This window comes from Neobacillus nitrireducens, assembly GCF_030915405.1.
Classification (GTDB): domain Bacteria; phylum Bacillota; class Bacilli; order Bacillales; family Cytobacillaceae; genus Neobacillus.
Map to the genome: position 1 here is coordinate 1,595,165 of NZ_CP133262.1, position 18,019 is coordinate 1,613,183.

At 38.6% G+C, this 18,019-nt stretch carries 16 protein-coding genes; all 16 read right to left on the minus strand.

What is annotated here, in order from left to right; genetic code table 11:
• Nucleotides 1-5: 5 nt before the first annotated feature.
• Nucleotides 6-287, minus strand: a complete 282-nt coding sequence (locus tag RCG22_RS07610) for a DUF503 domain-containing protein (RefSeq protein WP_308106419.1) — start codon at nucleotides 285-287, stop codon at nucleotides 6-8.
• On the minus strand, nucleotides 284-2,602 hold the full coding sequence (gene infB, locus RCG22_RS07615) for a translation initiation factor IF-2 (RefSeq protein WP_308106420.1): 2,319 nt from the start codon (nucleotides 2,600-2,602) through the stop codon (nucleotides 284-286). The genes RCG22_RS07610 and infB overlap by 4 nt, the downstream gene beginning before the upstream one ends.
• 19 nt (nucleotides 2,603-2,621) lie before the next feature.
• Nucleotides 2,622-2,924, minus strand: a complete 303-nt coding sequence (locus tag RCG22_RS07620; protein WP_098261185.1) for a YlxQ family RNA-binding protein — start codon at nucleotides 2,922-2,924, stop codon at nucleotides 2,622-2,624.
• A gap of 8 nt (nucleotides 2,925-2,932) precedes the next feature.
• Nucleotides 2,933-3,205: an RNase P modulator RnpM gene (gene rnpM / locus RCG22_RS07625; RefSeq protein ID WP_066252747.1), complete on the minus strand. Its 273-nt coding sequence runs from the start codon at nucleotides 3,203-3,205 to the stop codon at nucleotides 2,933-2,935.
• A gap of 19 nt (nucleotides 3,206-3,224) precedes the next feature.
• Nucleotides 3,225-4,346, minus strand: coding sequence for a transcription termination factor NusA (nusA, locus tag RCG22_RS07630; RefSeq protein ID WP_098261184.1), 1,122 nt, complete (start codon nucleotides 4,344-4,346; stop codon nucleotides 3,225-3,227).
• A gap of 36 nt (nucleotides 4,347-4,382) precedes the next feature.
• Nucleotides 4,383-4,853 carry a ribosome maturation factor RimP gene (rimP, locus tag RCG22_RS07635; protein ID WP_066252744.1) on the minus strand — a complete coding sequence of 157 codons (471 nt, stop codon included), beginning with the start codon at nucleotides 4,851-4,853 and terminating at the stop codon, nucleotides 4,383-4,385.
• A gap of 215 nt (nucleotides 4,854-5,068) precedes the next feature.
• Nucleotides 5,069-9,394 (minus strand): PolC-type DNA polymerase III, encoded by a 4,326-nt coding sequence (locus tag RCG22_RS07640; RefSeq protein WP_308106421.1) that lies wholly within the window; start codon nucleotides 9,392-9,394, stop codon nucleotides 5,069-5,071.
• A gap of 143 nt (nucleotides 9,395-9,537) precedes the next feature.
• Nucleotides 9,538-10,797, minus strand: coding sequence for an RIP metalloprotease RseP (gene rseP / locus RCG22_RS07645; RefSeq protein WP_308106422.1), 1,260 nt, complete (start codon nucleotides 10,795-10,797; stop codon nucleotides 9,538-9,540).
• Between the two features lie 60 nt (nucleotides 10,798-10,857).
• Nucleotides 10,858-12,000 (minus strand): 1-deoxy-D-xylulose-5-phosphate reductoisomerase, encoded by a 1,143-nt coding sequence (gene dxr, locus RCG22_RS07650; protein ID WP_308106423.1) that lies wholly within the window; start codon nucleotides 11,998-12,000, stop codon nucleotides 10,858-10,860.
• A gap of 36 nt (nucleotides 12,001-12,036) precedes the next feature.
• Entirely contained in the window at nucleotides 12,037-12,831 is a 795-nt protein-coding gene (locus RCG22_RS07655; RefSeq protein WP_308106424.1) for a phosphatidate cytidylyltransferase, read from the minus strand.
• Nucleotides 12,832-12,855: 24 nt separating this feature from the next.
• Entirely contained in the window at nucleotides 12,856-13,632 is a 777-nt protein-coding gene (uppS, locus tag RCG22_RS07660; RefSeq protein WP_308106425.1) for an undecaprenyl pyrophosphate synthase, read from the minus strand.
• A gap of 272 nt (nucleotides 13,633-13,904) precedes the next feature.
• A complete protein-coding gene (gene frr / locus RCG22_RS07665; RefSeq protein ID WP_098261178.1) occupies nucleotides 13,905-14,462 on the minus strand; it encodes a ribosome recycling factor in 558 nt (185 codons plus the stop codon).
• On the minus strand, nucleotides 14,462-15,187 hold the full coding sequence (pyrH, locus tag RCG22_RS07670) for a UMP kinase (protein WP_098261177.1): 726 nt from the start codon (nucleotides 15,185-15,187) through the stop codon (nucleotides 14,462-14,464). The genes frr and pyrH overlap by 1 nt, the downstream gene beginning before the upstream one ends.
• A gap of 125 nt (nucleotides 15,188-15,312) precedes the next feature.
• Complete coding sequence (tsf, locus tag RCG22_RS07675) at nucleotides 15,313-16,194, minus strand: translation elongation factor Ts (protein ID WP_098261176.1); 882 nt, start codon at nucleotides 16,192-16,194, stop codon at nucleotides 15,313-15,315.
• A gap of 131 nt (nucleotides 16,195-16,325) precedes the next feature.
• Complete coding sequence (gene rpsB / locus RCG22_RS07680) at nucleotides 16,326-17,030, minus strand: 30S ribosomal protein S2 (protein ID WP_088086379.1); 705 nt, start codon at nucleotides 17,028-17,030, stop codon at nucleotides 16,326-16,328.
• A 197-nt stretch (nucleotides 17,031-17,227) separates the two neighbouring features.
• Nucleotides 17,228-18,007, minus strand: coding sequence for a GTP-sensing pleiotropic transcriptional regulator CodY (codY, locus tag RCG22_RS07685; protein WP_066252725.1), 780 nt, complete (start codon nucleotides 18,005-18,007; stop codon nucleotides 17,228-17,230).
• Nucleotides 18,008-18,019 lie beyond the last annotated feature (12 nt).

Consider the following 18,019-nt stretch of genomic DNA (forward strand, 5'->3'; position numbering starts at 1 on the left):
TTAACTTAAAGCCATTCAATCTCGGTGATCGTTCTCTCTATTTCTGGAAAAGAATCGATTAATTTCAAAGCATTTTGCAACTCATGTTCCGTCGTTACACGTGTGGAAGTGACAACAACGATGGCAATTTTCGTTCGTTGCCACATATCTTGAAACCCCACTTCTGATACAGAAACATTATATTTCTGTTTTAAACGTGTAAGAATCCGTTGCAGAACAGCCCTTTTCTCTTTTAAAGAATGAGCATCATAAATCAGACATTCACAAACGGCCGAACTGATGATCATTTCCGTTCAATTTCTTCCATTACATATGCTTCAATGATGTCGCCTTCCTTAACATCATTAAAGTTTTTAATGGTAATACCACATTCGTACCCTTGGGCAACTTCTTTTACATCATCCTTAAATCGTTTTAACGCGTCAATATTCCCTTCAAACGTAACAACACCATTACGTATTAAACGAATACCGCTATCCCGAGTAATTTTACCATCTGTTACATAAGAACCGGCAATTGTTCCGACCTTTGAAACTTTAAAGGTCTGGCGAATTTCTGCTTGACCAATAATTTTTTCTTGGAATTCAGGGTCTAGCATACCTTTCATTGCTGCTTCTATCTCTTCGATTACTTTATAGATAATCCGGTGAAGACGAACGTCCACTTTCTCCGCTTCAGCTGCGCGTTTTGCATTTACATCAGGGCGAACGTTAAAACCGATAACAATCGCATTTGAGGCAGCGGCAAGACTAATATCTGATTCATTAATCGCACCTGCACCACTATGGATAATTTTGATGTTAACACCTTCAACATCAATTTTTTGCAATGAAGCGGCAACCGCTTCAGCAGACCCTTGAACATCGGCTTTAAGGATGATATTTAAATCCTTCATTTCACCTTGCTTCAATTGGTCAAATAATGTTTCTAAGCTAACAATCGACTTTTCACCACGCTGAGCAACTAACGCTGTTTGAGCGCGCGCTTCGCCAACTTGACGGGCAGTTTTTTCGTCCTCAAACACAACAAAACGATCTCCTGCTTGTGGCACGTCATTGAGTCCAGTTATTTCAACTGGTGTTGACGGACCAGCTTCTTTGACGCGGCGCCCTTTGTCATTCACCATTGCACGGACACGACCAAACGTATGCCCAACAACAATTGGATCACCAATCTTTAGAGTACCGTTTTGAACGAGTAAGGTTGCGACAGAGCCACGACCCTTATCTAATTGTGCTTCGATAACAGTACCAACGGCTTTACGATTTGGGTTGGCTTTGTATTCCTCTACTTCACCAACCAGTAAGATCATTTCAAGAAGCGTGTCAATTCCTTCTCCGGTTTTTGCAGAAAGAGGTACAAAGATAGTTTCCCCGCCCCATGCTTCGGATACTAATCCATGTTCCGTCAATTCTTGCATTACCCGGTCAACATTTGCAGCTTCTTTATCCATTTTATTAACAGCTACAATAATTGGAACCTCAGCAGCCTTCGCATGGTTGATTGCTTCAACAGTTTGCGGCATAACACCGTCATCTGCGGCTACAACTAAGATTGTAATATCAGTAATTTTAGCACCACGTGCACGCATCGTCGTAAATGCAGCGTGTCCAGGTGTATCAAGGAAGGTTATTTTTTTGCCATTTTCCACTACTTGGTAGGCACCAATATGCTGGGTAATTCCCCCAGCTTCACCTTCTGTCACCTTTGTGTTACGAATGGAATCGAGCAAGGTTGTTTTACCATGGTCAACGTGACCCATTATTGTTACAACAGAAGGTCTTTCAATGAGTGATTCCTCAGAATCCTCTGTAAAATACACTTCAAGATCTGTTGTATCTATTTTAATTTCTTCTTCCACTTCAACCCCATACTCACTTGCAATTAATTCAATCGCATCTTTATCTAAGACTTGATTAATAGTTGCCATGACACCAAGTAAAAAGAGCTTTTTAATAATCTCTGAAGGCTCACGATAAATCTTTTTCGCTAATTCACCTACAGTTAGAGATTCACTAAAAGTAATTTTAGCTGGAAGCTCCTTCTCTTTTCTTTTCTGTGGCTGGGCTTGCTGTACTGGAGTATGAGTCTTCTTCTTTTTATTATTATTATTGCGATTTTGATTAAAATTATTATAAGGCTTGGCCTTAGCTTTATCAGCATTGTTGAAGACCTTATTTTCTTTCGATTGAGTTTCCTGGTTTTGCTTCTTGCCTTCGACCGTTTTTGGAGGAGAAACAACTTTAACTTTGCTAGGAGCGGCATTTTTATCTGCAGCCTCTTCAAATGCTTTAGGAGTTTTCGTCTGAACTTGCGGCCTTTGCGTTGACTGTGCAGGTCTTTGGTTTTGACGCTGCGCTTGAGTTGGACGAGAGTTTGTAGATCGTTGTGGCTGTTGTCCAGTTTGACTATTCTCTTGTTTTTGCTGTGGTGCCTTGTTATCCTTTTTAACGAATGTTTCGTCAAGCTTTTTAACTTCTGCGTCTTCTATTGTTGCCATATGATTGGAGACCTCTATGTTCATTTCTTTTAGTTTTGTGATGATTTCTTTACTTGAAATGTTGTGTTTTTTTGCATACTCATATACACGTATTTTACTCATCTTTTCACCCCCGCTAGATTTAATCGAGCAACGTTACCATTTTCTTGGCAAATCCAACATCCAGAACAGCTACAACAACGCGGGCTTCCTTGCCAATTGCTTGACCAAGAAGGTGACGATTTTCCACAATTTTATATGGAACCTCATACGAATTACACTTATCAGTAATCTTTTTTGTCGTATTTGCAGAAGCATCTGCGGATAATAAAATGAGATACGCCTTTCCGCTTTGAATCTGCTTCACGGTTAGTTCCTCACCTGATATGATTTTGCGTGCTCGATTGGCCAAGCCAAGCAATGACATCCATTGATTTTGTTTCATTTGGATTGTCAGTTCTCCTTCTCTATAAGCTCAAGTAGCTCTTCGTATAACGAATCATTTATAGAAACCTGTAAGTGATTAGATAGGGTATTCTTTTTCTTGGCAAGTAAGACAGCTTCCTTGTCCCTTGAAAGGTAGGCACCCCTTCCGGATTTCTTCCCCGTCAGGTCAATGGATACTTCCCCTTCTTTTGAGCGAACGATGCGAACAAGTTCTTTTTTCGGTTTCATTTCACCGGTTGCCACACATTTGCGCATAGGAACTTTTTTCTGATTGTTCATTCATCATTCACCTCACTTTTTAGTCCAACTCTTCTTCATAATCGAAATCAGTGTCAACTTGATCATCAAAAAGTCTTATGGTTTCTTCACGTGGATAAATTCCAATCTCACGTGCATCAGTTTCTGATTTAATATCAATTTTCCAGCCAGTTAATTTTGCAGCTAAGCGGGCATTTTGTCCGCGTTTCCCGATTGCTAAAGAAAGTTGATAATCAGGAACAACAACTGTTGTTGCTTTTTCATTCTCGTTAACCATTACATCTAAAACTTTTGAAGGGCTAAGAGAGTTTGCCACAAACACTACCGGGTCTGCTGACCACTTGACAATATCTATTTTTTCACCCTTTAGTTCATTGACTACCGCTTGAACTCTAGCACCTTTAGGTCCAACACATGAACCAACCGGGTCTACTTCAGTTTTGTCAGAATGAACTGAGATTTTCGACCGATCTCCGGCCTCACGGGCAACTGACTTAATTTCAACAGTTCCGTCATAAATTTCCGGAACTTCAATTTCAAATAACCGTTTTAAGAGTCCGGGATGTGTCCGAGATACGAATATTTGCGGTCCCTTCGTCGTCTTTTCAACTTTGGTAATAAATACTTTTATTCGATCATGAGGCTTATAACGTTCATTTGGCATTTGTTCATTTACAGGTAACAATGCCTCAATTTTCCCAAGACTTACATAAATGAATTTCGAATCCAGTCTTTGGACAATACCGGTCATAATATCTTCTTCACGGTCGATAAACTCTGAATAAATAATTCCACGTTCTGCTTCTCTTACACGCTGAGTAACCACTTGCTTTGCCGTTTGAGCAGCAATCCGCCCAAAGTCCTTAGGTGTTACTTCCATTTCGACAATATCTTCCACTTGGTAATTAGGTGTGATTTGTCTGGCATCCTCTAAGGAAATTTCGAGACGAGGGTCAAAAACTTGATCGACCACTTCTTTTCTAGCAAAAACACGCATGGATCCTGCCTGTAAATTCAAATCAATCCGAACATTCTGGGCCTGATTAAAGTTTCGGCGATATGCCGATACAAGAGCTGCCTCGATTGCCTCAATTAAAATATCTCTGGAAATACCTTTTTCTCTTTCCAGTATTGTAAGAGCATCTAATAATTCGCTGCTCATCTGTTTGTATCCCCCTATCCTTTATCTATTATTTCATTACGAAAAAGAGACGGCTAATCGCGCGTTGGCTACTTTTTCATAGGGAATTTCAATCGTTTTCTTTCGTGTTTTAATCTTCATTTCGATTTTTAAATGTTGACCGTTAAATTCTAATAATTCCCCTTCGAAGCTTTTCTCCCCATCGATTGGTTCATAAGTCTTGATAAAGACGTTTTTCCCGATTGCCTTTTGGAAATCTTTATCCTTTTTCAATGGACGCTCTGCTCCAGGTGAAGAAACTTCAAGAAAATAGTTATGGGGAATCGGATCAAGCTCATCGAGTTTTTCGCTGAGTTTTTCGCTAACGAGTCCGCAATCCTCAATATCAACACCGTTGTCTTTATCGATATATACGCGAAGAAACCAACTTTTCCCTTCTTTCAAATACTCAATTTCCACTAATTCTAAACCAAGTTCTTGAAAAATAGGCGTGGCTATTTCTTCTACAACTTCCGTTACCTTGCTCATGCTTTACCTCCTTTTTCCGATAATTTCACCCATATTGTATGTAGTTCACGGAAAGTTTTATCATGTTACACTAAGAAAAAACATTTATACAAAAACGAAAGAGCGGGTTTCCCCACTCTTGATCACGAGAGTATTTCTTAGTATTTCCAATAAAACTATACCATAACCAACATTTTTATGCAAATAGCATCGAGGTTTGTCAAGTATTTTCCTATTTAGAACAACGATAACTGGTTTTGCTCCGGAAGAGCTGCGAGACATCCTTGTTTGTCTAAAAACTCAAGAATAGTCTTTGATACTTTTCCACGCTGCTGCAAATCTTCTTTCGATAAAAATTCACCTGTTTCCCGAGCCTTGACAATATTATAAGCCGCATTTGTCCCTAATCCCGGAATGGAATTAAAGGGCGGTATTAGGGTATTGCCTTCGATGGTGAATTCAGATGCTGATGATTTGTATAGATCGTAGTTTTGGAAAACAAATCCTCTTTCTGTCATTTCAAGTGAAAGCTCCAAAACCGTTAATAAGTTTTTTTCTTTATTAGAGGCTTCTAAACCCTTAGCATTAATTTCTTCTATTTTTGCCCGGATTGATTCTGAACCACGTGACATGGCTTCAATGTCAAAGTCTTCCGCACGGACAGTAAAGTAGGCTGCGTAATAAAGTAATGGCAAATGGACCTTGAAATAAGCAATTCTAACGGCCATCAGTACATAGGCAGCAGCATGTGCCTTTGGAAACATGTACTTAATCTTCTTACAAGAGTCAATATACCATTCTGGAACTTCGTTTTTCCTCATTTCCGCTTCCATTTCTTCACTTAAGCCTTTACCCTTACGTACAGATTCCATAATTTTAAAAGCAAAAGAAGGGTCCAGTCCCTGATAAATAAGGTAAACCATGATATCATCACGACAGCCAATTACTTCACTTAAATTACAGGTTTTATTATGAATTAGCTCTTGAGCATTCCCAAGCCATACATCAGTCCCATGAGATAATCCCGATATTTGGACAAGTTCTGAGAAGGTAGTTGGCTTTGTATCCTCAAGCATTTGGCGGACAAATCGTGTTCCGAACTCCGGAATGCCGAGCGTCCCTGTTTTACACATAATCTGTTGTTCTGTTACGCCCAAGGACTCGGTCGTGCTAAATATTTTCATAACCTCAGGGTCATCTGTCGGAATCGTTTTTGGATCCATTCCGCTCAAATCCTGAAGCATCCTTATGACAGTGGGATCATCATGTCCGAGTATGTCTAGTTTTAAGACATTATCATGGATGGAATGGAAATCGAAATGTGTTGTCTTCCATTCTGAATTTCTATCATCGGCCGGGAATTGAATCGGTGAAAAATCATAAACATCCATGTAATCCGGGATGACGATAATTCCACCGGGATGCTGTCCCGTTGTTCTTTTTACTCCTGTACAGCCCGAAGCGAGCCGATCGATTTCAGCTCCACGAAGTTGAAGGTTGTTATCCTGTTGATATGCCTTAACATAGCCAAAAGCTGTTTTATCAGCAACTGTTCCAATCGTCCCTGCCCGAAAAACATATTCTTCTCCGAAAAGAACCTTCGTATAATTATGGGCCCGCGGCTGATATTCACCAGAAAAGTTTAAATCGATATCGGGAACCTTGTCCCCTTTAAAGCCAAGAAACGTTTCAAACGGAATATCGTGTCCGTCTTTATGGTACTTCCCACCACATTCTGGGCAATCTTTATCAGGCAAATCAAAACCGGAACCGACAGAACCATCATTAAAAAACTCCGAATGTTTACAGCCTGGACACACATAATGAGGCGGCAGCGGATTTACTTCGGTAATTTCTGTCATAGTCGCAACCAGAGAGGATCCAACTGACCCCCTTGAACCTACTAGGTAGCCGTCGTCCAAGGATTTTTTAACCAGCTTGTGAGAAATTAAATAAATAACCGCAAATCCATGTCCAATAATACTTTTCAGTTCTTTTTCTAACCGTGCTTCCACAATTTCCGGTAAGGTATCACCGTATATTCTCCGTGCCATCGAATAACTCATTTCACGCATTTCTTCATCGGCACCCTCAATTTTAGGTGTATATAAATCGTCTTTAATCGGTTTTATTACCTCAATCATATCAGCGATTTTATTCGTATTCGTTACGACAATCTCCTTTGCCTTCTCTTTTCCTAAAAAGGAAAAAGCGTCAAGCATTTCATTCGTTGTTCTAAAGTGAACGTCTGGAAGTTGATGACGATTTAAAGGGTTTGCTCCACCTTGAGAGTTTATTAAAATTTTTCGATATATTTTATCATTTTCATTTAAGTAATGAACATTTCCGGTGGCAACAACTGGAAGTCCTAATTTATCGCCAAGGTTTACGATTTTCGCAATAATGTCTTCCATTGCTTTTTCATCGCTAACCAATTCCATTTCAATCAATGGTGCATTTACTTCTTTCGGCATAACCTCAATATAATCGTAGAATCCAGCATGGGCTTCCACTTCTTCTGGAGATTTTTGCATCATCCCTTCAAATACTTCACCTTTACTGCAACCAGAGCCAACGAGAATCCCTTCCCTGTATTTTTGCAGGACAGATCTTGGTAATCTAGGAACACGGTAAAAATATTCAATGTGAGATATGGATACAAGCTTAAACAGGTTTTTTAATCCTGCTTGAGTTTGGGCTAATAATGTACAATGATAGGGTCGCGCCCGTTGATAGGCATTACCTTTTCCCATATTATCATTAAATTGGTCATGGTATTCGATTTCCTTTTCGAGTGCATCCTTTAACATTTTCAAAAGTAAATAACCGGTAGCCTCAGCATCATAAATGGCACGGTGATGCTGTGTTAATTCAATGTCAAACTTCTTGGTTAATGTATTTAAACGATGGTTTTTCATTTCAGGATAGAGAAACCGTCCAAGTTCCAATGTATCAATAACAGGATTTTTTGCCCTATCAAAGCCGATCTTTTTATAACCGACATTTAGGAAACCCATATCAAACGAAGCATTATGTGCAACAAGAATGGAGTCGCCAGCCCATTCTTTAAAATTCCGAAGAACTTCCTCAATTTCCGGGGCAGTTTGGACCATATCATCGGTAATGCCAGTGAGGTTGATCGTTGTTGCCGATAAACGGTGATGCGGATTAGAAAAGGATTCGAAACGGTCAATGATTTCCCCGTCATGTATCTTAACAGCTGCAAGTTCAATAATTGAATTATACACAGCTGAGAGCCCTGTCGTTTCAACGTCAAATACAACATAAGTGTCTTCTGCAAGCAAACGGTGTGTGTCATTATAAGCTATCGGTACCCCATCATCCACCAAATTCACTTCAACGCCATAGAGAATTTTTATATCATTTTTCTTCCCAGCACCATAAGCTTCGGGGAAGGATTGGGCAACGGCGTGATCAGTTACCGCAATTGCTTTATGTCCCCACTTACTCGCTTGGGCAATCAGTGTACTAACAGGTGTAACTGCATCCATTTGACTCATTGGTGTATGAAGATGGAGTTCTACGCGTTTTTCATTTTCGGGTGCCGTATCCTTCCGGCCAGCAGGCTTTATTTCATTAATATCATTACCAATCATCACTAAGTCACGGACAAAAGTATCATTCTGAATACTGCCTCGAACCTTTACCCACATTCCTTTTTTAACAAGTTGGAATAGGGCTGCGTCCTCTTTGTCACGTGAAAACATTTTTACCATGATAGAGCTGGTGTAATCTGTGATTTTGAAGGTCAACAGTGAACGGCCGCTCCTTAGCTCACGTATCTCAGCATCAAAGATATACCCTTCTACAGCTACTCTTCTTTCTTCGTCAACAATATCAATCAGACTGCGGAAGTCGTTATTATCCTTTATGGTTAGACCAATCGTAAGTGGTCCAGATGGCAATTCACCGGAAGCTTGATCTTTTTCAGCTTCTTTTTTCTGCAATTCCACCATTGCTTGAAGTCCACGTTCTTGGTCTTCCTTTTGCTTGGCAAGTAAAAATCGTTGGTAGTCCTCATTTTCCTCTACATTTTTCAATTCTGTCTCGATCGCTAAATTGGGAAATCCAAACGATTGATATATCTTAGAAATCGTCTCGGCATATTTACGCTTTAATGCTAGCCCTTCTGTATCGTTACGAACAGAAACAGTAAGCTTATTTCCGTTCACTTCGGGAAGTTGTTCATGTAATAGCTTTAAAAGCGGCGGAGCAATTCCATCAATTTGCTGAATGCTATAACTCCAATAATCTCGTATTAATTCTGGAGAAATGGTTTGATTTGTCACATTGATATGGTATGAAACCGTAGCGATGCTGGAAAATGCTCGTTCGAGCTGTGACGAAAACAGAACATAAACATTATAAGGAAGGATATTTTCAAATAAAAATTGAAAATGCCACTTTCTATTCTTTTTCTCAACTAATAACCTATCTATTTGCGCATTGTTGAAATGCACTACTACAGCATCCTCAATCAATTGCATCTGCTGGAGCAAGAGTTGGAATCGCTCTTTTTTGCCTATGGCATCTTCGCTCATCGTTCTCTCTCCCATCTATAAAAAATGACTATTATGATCTCATCAAAAAATAATTATATCATATGGCACGAGATGATTCGGTTTTATTTTTTTCCAAAATAATGCCCCCGTTTCAATTAACAGGGGCATTAAAAATTCCAATATTACAAGAAAAACCTTTGAATATCATTCCATGTTACCACAAGCATAAGCAGCATCAAGAGTGCAAATCCAATAAAATGAACCATACCTTCTTTTTGACGGTCAATTGGCTTGCCTCTAACAGCCTCGACAGCGAAAAACATCAATCTTCCACCGTCTAAAGCGGGAATAGGTAATAAGTTCATAATACCTAAGTTAATGCTTAAAATCCCTGCCCATTTCATTAAATAATAAATTCCCGATTTAGCAACGGAATCTGTTGCTTGGTAAATACCAACTGGTCCTGAAAGTGCATCAATTGAAAATTGACCTGTAACTAATTTACCAACCATGACAAAAATCTGTTTCGTCCAGAAATAAGTTTCAGTGAATCCTGACTTAACTGCTTGAATTGGTGACTTTTCGACAGGGCTATAAACACCGATCAGCCCAATTTTCTTTCCTTCTACCGTTTTTTCAATTGGGGTTACCGTGATATCTAAATCCTTTTTGTCACGGAGAATCGAAAAATCTAGTTTCTCATTTGGGTTTTTCCGAATGACCTCGACAACATCAGACCAACTAGAAATTTCTGATCCATTGATTGTCTGGATAAGATCACCTTTTTTAAGTCCCGCAGTCATTGCGGCCCCGTCAGGTGTTATCTCACCTAATTTAGGTTCATTCGTAGGTACACCCTGTAAAAAGGCAATAATAATAAATACAAAGAACGCAAGCACAAAATTCATCATCGGACCTGCAAAAATAGCCATCGTTCTTTGTCCCAATGTTTTTGATCCGAATTGACGGTCAATTGGAGCAATCTGGGATTCAGTCCCATTTTCAACAATGACAGCTTTTGGATCTATCCTAAAGGTTTTTAATACTTCGTCTTCATCGTCAGGAAATCCTTTAATAATTAAATCCTTTTCGATATCTGCAAATTCTACTTCAACAATCCGGCAGTTTGGAAACTTCTCTTTATTATTTAAGATGATTTTATTTACTATTTCATCCTTATCCAATACCAAGCCAATTCGATGCCCAGGCTTTATTTCAATCATTTCCTGGTCTTCCCCAGCCATGCGGACAAATCCTCCGATCGGCAGTAACCGAATCGTGTAGGTTGTTTCCGCTCTTTTATGGGAAAATACTTTTGGACCAAAACCAATGGCAAATTCACGGCATAAAATCCCAGCCCTTTTTGCGAAAATCAAATGACCTAATTCATGAAAGAATACGAGTGCGCCAAAAATCACAATAAAGGCAATAACTGTAGTCAAAATAAAACCACCTTTTTATCAGGATAAGAGAGATTCTTTTACTTGAGTTTTAAGTTTGTTTTAGAGGAGCGAATGTACATACTCCCTAGTTTCTTTGTCTATCTCTTGGATTGCAGTAAGGCTTGGGTGATTCGTAATTTGATGAGCGGTTAATGCTTTCTCAATCAAATCTTCAATCTGTAAGAATCGAATTTTCCCTTCTAGGAAAGCTGCCACGGCCACTTCATTAGCCGCATTCAGTACCGTTGGCATTGACCCGCCTTTTTTTCCAGCCTCATAAGCAAACCCTAGGCATCGGAATCTCGCCATATCCATTTCTTCAAAATGTAATTTTCCGATACTCGCCAAATCCAAACGTTTGGATGAACGCAATGGCAGTCGATCAGGATAGGTGAGTGCGTATTGGATTGGGACCCTCATATCCGGTGTTCCCAGCTGGGCAATGATACTGCTATCATGGAACTCTACCATTGAATGGATGATGCTCTCTTTATGAAGCAGGACATCAATCTTTTCATATGGCATATTGAATAGCCAATGTGCTTCAATAACTTCCAAACCTTTGTTCATCATTGACGCGGAATCAATTGTAATTTTTGCCCCCATTGACCAATTGGGATGGTTTAGTGCCTGTTCAACGGTAACGCTTTCCAATTCATTCCTGGTGAAATCACGGAAGCTTCCCCCTGAAGCAGTTAAAATTAATCTTTCGATGTTTTTTTCCTTTTCCCCCTGCAAGGCTTGAAAAATGGCAGAATGCTCACTATCGACTGGAAGGAGTGGGACATTATTTTTTTGGGCGGCCTCCATAACTAAATGACCTGCAGTAACCAGTGTTTCTTTATTAGCAATAGCAATTACCTTCCCGCATTCTATCGCTTGTAGAGTTGGATGTAACCCCACACTTCCAAGCACCGCATTAACAAGAATATCCGCCTTTTCATATACGGCTGTCTCAATAAGTCCTTCCTGACCAAAAGTGAACTTAATAGTAGGAAACTCTGCTTTTAATGTATTACAGTCATGGTAGTCTTGTACAGAAACTAGCTCTGGCTGAAATTCAACGATCATTTTTCGAGCCAAGTCCATATTTTTCCCAACTGAAATAGCTGCTATTGTAAATTCAGACGGATGTTCACGGATAATATCTAACGTTTGGGTTCCAATCGATCCTGTTGCACCCAATAAGCTAATTGTTTTCAATAAAAAGTCAACTCCTATATGTGAAGCGCACGCGCTTTATAACCAAAGGTGAAAGAAATGTAACAAGGGCCATACAAATAAAAGGCTGTCAAATCGATCTAGAATACCACCATGACCCGGTAAGATTTTACCAGAATCTTTGACATTAAAGTGACGCTTAAATGCCGATTCAACTAGGTCCCCGATTTGTCCAAAAATGGAAAGTACAACAGTTATCCCCATTAAGGATATAAGTCCAACGCTAATGTTTGAGAAGAGTACAAAGAGCACTGCAATTACAACTGCACAAACAACACCGCCTATCGAACCTTCAACCGTCTTATTAGGGCTTATTTCGGGCCATAGCTTAGTTTTACCAAGCGCCTTTCCAATAAAATAAGCACCAGAATCCGTTGCCCACATAATAAATAAAGAATACAAAATATAGACAAGGCCACCATCCTGCCTCGTTTCAAAGAAAAAGTAAAAGCCAATACCTACATAAATGGCTGATAGAATCGAAAATGAAACGTCTTCAAATGTATATTGATTTTTGGTTATTACCGTGAGAGTTAATAGCAAAAGAATTAATGCTATGCATATCTCTATTTTTGAATAATAAAAGGAAGCTAAAATATGATGATACTTTGCAGGGAATAGAAGCACCCAGAGAAACAAAAGTGCTAACACACCATGGACTGAAAAAATAGTTAACTTTTTCATTTTTAATAACTCGTACAAACCTATCGTTGCTAAAAAATAGGTTAAAATCACCAGCGGAAATCCACCAAAATAGACTATAGGTAAAAATAGGGCAGCTGCAATGACTGCTGTTATGATTCGTTGCTTCATTAATTTTTCAACACCTTTGTTGTTCTATATGCCACCAAATCGACGCTGGCGTTTCTGGAACGTTTCAATTGCTTCAAGTAAATGTTCTTCATTAAAATCCGGCCACAAAACATCAGTAAACCAGAACTCTGAGTAGGCCAATTGCCAGAGCATAAAGTTACTTAAGCGGATTTCACCACTCGTCCGGATTAACAGATCCGGGTCGGTAAATTCAGCTGTCATTAAGTAGGAAGAAAAGACTTGTTCGTCTAAGTCTGTCTCCTTCAGTTTACCACTTTTACAATCATTTAAGACTTGCTTCACACCATCGAGTATTTCAGCTCTGCTCCCGTAATTTAGTGCAAAGTTTAAGACTAAACCATCATTATTTTTTGTGTCCTCTATAGCTTTTTCTATTGCACGCAGTGTATGTACAGGAAGTTGATTTTTATAACCCATCATTTTGACTTGAACATTTTCTTTAATTAAATCCGGCAAAAATGTTCCTAAAAATTCGTCAGGCAGACTCATAATATATTCAACTTCATTTTTTGGTCTTTTCCAGTTCTCAGTTGAAAAAGCATACAAGGTTAAGGTTTTTATCCCGAGTTCACTTGCTAACTTCGTTGTTTTTCGAACAACTTTCATTCCCTCGTGATGACCAGCAATACGTGGTAATGCCCGTTTCTTAGCCCATCGTCCGTTGCCATCCATTATAATAGCCACATGCTCAGGAATAGGCGATTTTTTTATATCATCTATTTTATTTCGGAGTGTGGAAGTGTTATTTCGGTTCTTCCCAAGCCTTAATTTATTAAACATAACATTGCTCCTCCATTTAATTAATCATTTCCTCCGAAAATAAATCATCGATCAAATCCATTGAAGCATGTGTGTTGTTATGTAATGGACATTTCGGGGTAGCATGTTTTTATCATACCAAAAAAGCAAAAAGATATCTCTAATAATTAACTTATGTAAAATAGCAGGAATTAAGAATTATATTCAGACAACTTTCAGTGGACAATTAAAACTCTTAAAATTCCTAATAAAATAGTGAAAAACCCCCTAAAAAGAGGGTTCTTATTTAATAATTATACTTCCAAAATTTCCTTTTCTTTCTCTTTAGTGATTTGATCAATTTTGCTAATATATTCATCAGTTAGTTTTTGCATATCTTCAGAATGTCCGCGAAGACCATCTTCTGTAATTTCACCATTCTTCTCGAGCTTCTTTAATTCGTCATTCCCATCTCGACGAATATTACGGATCGCTACTTTGGCTTCTTCTGATTCCTTTTTGACTAATTTCACTAACTCCTTGCGGCGCTCCTCAGTCAACTGTGGAATTGACAGGCGGATTACCATCCCGTCATTGGTCGGATTTAGACCTAAATCAGATTTCAGAATTGCTTTTTCAATATCCCCAAGCGTTGATTTATCATATGGTTGAATAACAATAAGCCTTGCTTCAGGTGTTGAAATACCAGCCATTTGATTGACAGGAGTCGGAGCACCATAGTAATCAATTGTAATTCTGTCCAACAACGAAGCGCTCGCTCTTCCCGCTCTGATGCTGGCAAGCTCACGTGAATATGACTGAATCGCTTTTGTCATACGTTCTTTAATGGTAGAAATGACTTGTTTTGGCATTAATGTTTCCCCCTCACAATTGTTCCTATTTTCTCTCCCATAACTGCTCGTTTAATATTACCTTGTTCCATGATTGAGAATACAATCAACGGAATATCATTGTCCATACATAAAGAGGAAGCAGTAGAGTCCATGACTGCTAATCCTTCTTTAAGAACATCTAAGAATGATAAATCTTCATATTTTGTAGCAGTTTCATCTATACGAGGGTCTGCAGAGTATACTCCGTCAACATTATTTTTCGCCATTAAGATGACCTCAGCATCGATTTCTGCTGCACGTAGAGCTGCTGTTGTATCCGTTGAAAAATATGGATTCCCTGTACCAGCCGCAAAAATAACGACACGGTTTTTCTCTAAATGCCTAATTGCACGTCGTCTAATATAAGGCTCTGCTACCTGGCGCATTTCAATAGAAGTTTGCACCCGTGATTCAATCCCTAAGTGTTCCAAACTGTCTTGCAGTGCTAATGAATTCATAACCGTTGCAAGCATCCCCATATAATCAGCTGTTGCCCGGTCCATCCCCATTTCACTGCCTATTTTACCGCGCCAAATGTTACCGCCGCCAACAACGACAGCTACTTCTACACCAAGCTCTGCGATTTCCTTTACCTGAATAGCAATCGATTTGATTACTGAAGGTTTAATTCCAAAGCTTGATTCACCTGCAAGTGCTTCTCCGCTCAACTTTAATACCACGCGTTTGTACTTAGGACCGCTCATATAAACCTCCATTTATGTATGTAATTCTTTTTAAAAAAGGGAACACACCGTGTCCCCTATTTAAAAACTTATTTCATTAACATTCCCTTAAAACGAATTATTTTAAACTCAAGAAAAGTTATAAATTATTTTTTAATTTGATTCATAACTTCTTCAGCAAAATTGTCTTCGCGTTTTTCGATACCTTCTCCTACTTCGTAACGAACGAATTCACGGATTGTAGCACCTTTAGACTCAACAAATTGACGTACTTTTTGATCAGGGTTTTTAACGAAAGTTTGATCAAGTACACAAACATCTTCAAAATATTTTCCAAGACGGCCTTCAACCATTTTTTCAACGATTTTTGCAGGCTTGCCTTCGTTAAGAGCTTGTTGTGTTAATACTTGACGCTCATGCTCTACTTCTTCTTGAGAAACTTCATCACGTGAAACATATTTTGGCTTAAGTGCAGCAATATGCATGGAAACATCTTTTGCAGCGTCAGTTTCAGTTGTACCTTCAAGAACCGATAATACAGAAATGCGTCCACCCATATGAATGTAAGCGCCAAATGCATCATTGTCTGTTTTTGATAATACTGTAAAACGACGAAGTGTTAATTTTTCACCAATCTTTGCAATTGAAGCATTGATATGGTCTGCTACTGTAGCACCATTTTCCATTGTTTGAGTGGATGCTTCTTCAACAGATGCAGGCTTGTTGTTTAAAAGATGTGTAGCTAAATCTTTAACAAGCGCTTGGAAAGCTTCGTTTTTCGCAACAAAGTCAGTTTCAGAGTTTACTTCTAGGATAACTGCATCGTTTCCTTCAGTTACAACATAAGTTAAACCTTCTGCAGCGATACGGTCGCCTTTCTTAGCAGCAGATGCAATCCCTTTTTCGCGTAAGAAATCAATTGCTTTTTCCATATCCCCATCAGTTTCAGTAAGGGCCTTTTTGCAATCTAACATACCAGCACCAGTTTTTTCACGTAATTCTTTTACCATTTGAGCAGTAATTGCCATAATGTAAATTCCTCCTTTATTTTACTATGTATCCATATCTTAGCCAATGACAGCTAATATAAAACTTTTAATAAAAACCTTCTTTAAAAAAAGGTGATAAAGGGTCTCCCTCTTATCACCTTTATTTTTAATTAAGCTTGAACTTGAACTTCTTCGCCTTGTTTCGCTTCAAGGATAGCATCTGCCATTTTACCTGTTAAAAGCTTAACCGCACGAATCGCATCGTCATTCGCAGGAATAACTACATCGATTTCGTCTGGATCACAGTTTGTATCAACAATACCTACGATAGGAATGTTCAATTTCTTAGCTTCTGCAACTGCGATACGCTCTTTACGAGGGTCAATAATGAAAAGTGCATCTGGAAGTTGTTTCATATCTTTAATTCCGCCTAAGAATTTCTCAAGACGTTCTTGTTGTTTCTTTAATTGAACAACCTCTTTTTTAGGTAAAACTTCAAAAGTACCGTCTTCAGACATTCTCTCAATATCTTTTAAGCGGCCAATACGCTTTTGAATGGTTTCAAAGTTTGTTAATGTACCACCTAACCAACGTTGGTTAACATAGTACATACCTGAACGGCCTGCTTCTTCTTTAACTGAATCTTGAGCTTGTTTCTTTGTACCAACAAAAAGAACTGTTCCGCCGTTACCAGCAAGTTCCTTCACCCAGTTATAAGCTTCTTCAACCTTTTTAACTGTTTTTTGTAGGTCAATGATATAGATACCGTTACGCTCTGTGAAGATATATTTCTTCATTTTCGGGTTCCAACGGCGTGTTTGGTGACCAAAGTGTACACCAGCTTCAAGCAATTGCTTCATAGAAATGACTGACATGTTTTTTCCTCCTAATGGTTTGTTTTCCTCCGCTCACTTCATTTCTAAACAGAAACTGTTTTTAAGGCAGCACCATCTGTTTGGATCAATGAGCGTGTGTATTAACACCATGAAATAATATAGCATATCTAATTCTAACAATCAAGCATTAGTTTAATAAAAAACAAAATCCCCAGAATACTGGGGATTAGTTTTTATTAATTTGATCTTAATTTATCCAATTCCATCAGAAACTTATCATTTAAGACCTTAATATATGTTCCTTTCATACCTAGGGAACGTGATTCAATGACCCCTGCACTTTCAAGCTTTCTCAGTGCGTTAACAATTACTGATCGAGTTATTCCAACACGATCAGCTATTTTTGAAGCTACTAATAATCCTTCACGACCATTAAGCTCTTCAAAAATATGCTCGATTGCTTCAAGTTCACTATAAGATAATGAACTAATCGCCATTTGTACTACCGCTTTGCTTCTAGCTTCTTCTTCGATTTCTTCTGACTTTTCACGTAAAATTTCCATCCCTACAACTGTTGCCCCATATTCCCCAAGAATTAAATCATCGTCGTGGAATTTTTCTTGTAATCTTGCAAGGATTAAGGTACCAAGACGTTCCCCACCGCCAATAATCGGAACAATCGTAGTTAACCCTTCTTTAAATAGTTCTCCATTTTCTACTGGAAAAGCTGTATATTGGCTTTCAATATCAAGGTTTGATGAAGTTACTTGAATATTAAATAAACTATTTGTATATTCCTCAGGGAATTGACGATCCTCAAACATCTTTTTCATTCTTTCGTTTTCAATTTGCTGATAAATTGAAAACCCAAGAAGTTTACCGCGACGGCTTACAATGTACACATTTGCTTCAATTGTTTCACTTAATGTTTCGGACATTTCCTTAAAGTTAACTGGTTTACCTGCCGCCTTTTGCAATAATACGTTAATTCTTCTAGTTTTTGTAAGTAAATCCATCTGTTTCTTCCT

Coding starts and splice junctions, on each gene's coding strand:
- RCG22_RS07610 (WP_308106419.1), bottom strand. CDS start 287: ATGATCATCAGTTCGGCCGTTTGTGAATGTCTGATTTATGATGCTCAT.
- infB (WP_308106420.1), bottom strand. CDS start 2,602: ATGAGTAAAATACGTGTATATGAGTATGCAAAAAAACACAACATTTCA.
- RCG22_RS07620 (WP_098261185.1), bottom strand. CDS start 2,924: ATGAAACAAAATCAATGGATGTCATTGCTTGGCTTGGCCAATCGAGCA.
- rnpM (WP_066252747.1), bottom strand. CDS start 3,205: ATGAACAATCAGAAAAAAGTTCCTATGCGCAAATGTGTGGCAACCGGT.
- nusA (WP_098261184.1), bottom strand. CDS start 4,346: ATGAGCAGCGAATTATTAGATGCTCTTACAATACTGGAAAGAGAAAAA.
- rimP (WP_066252744.1), bottom strand. CDS start 4,853: ATGAGCAAGGTAACGGAAGTTGTAGAAGAAATAGCCACGCCTATTTTT.
- RCG22_RS07640 (WP_308106421.1), bottom strand. CDS start 9,394: ATGAGCGAAGATGCCATAGGCAAAAAAGAGCGATTCCAACTCTTGCTC.
- RCG22_RS07655 (WP_308106424.1), bottom strand. CDS start 12,831: ATGAAGCAACGAATCATAACAGCAGTCATTGCAGCTGCCCTATTTTTA.
- uppS (WP_308106425.1), bottom strand. CDS start 13,632: ATGTTTAATAAATTAAGGCTTGGGAAGAACCGAAATAACACTTCCACA.
- frr (WP_098261178.1), bottom strand. CDS start 14,462: ATGCCAAAACAAGTCATTTCTACCATTAAAGAACGTATGACAAAAGCG.
- pyrH (WP_098261177.1), bottom strand. CDS start 15,187: ATGAGCGGTCCTAAGTACAAACGCGTGGTATTAAAGTTGAGCGGAGAA.
- tsf (WP_098261176.1), bottom strand. CDS start 16,194: ATGGCAATTACTGCTCAAATGGTAAAAGAATTACGTGAAAAAACTGGT.
- rpsB (WP_088086379.1), bottom strand. CDS start 17,030: ATGTCAGTCATTTCTATGAAGCAATTGCTTGAAGCTGGTGTACACTTT.
- codY (WP_066252725.1), bottom strand. CDS start 18,007: ATGGATTTACTTACAAAAACTAGAAGAATTAACGTATTATTGCAAAAG.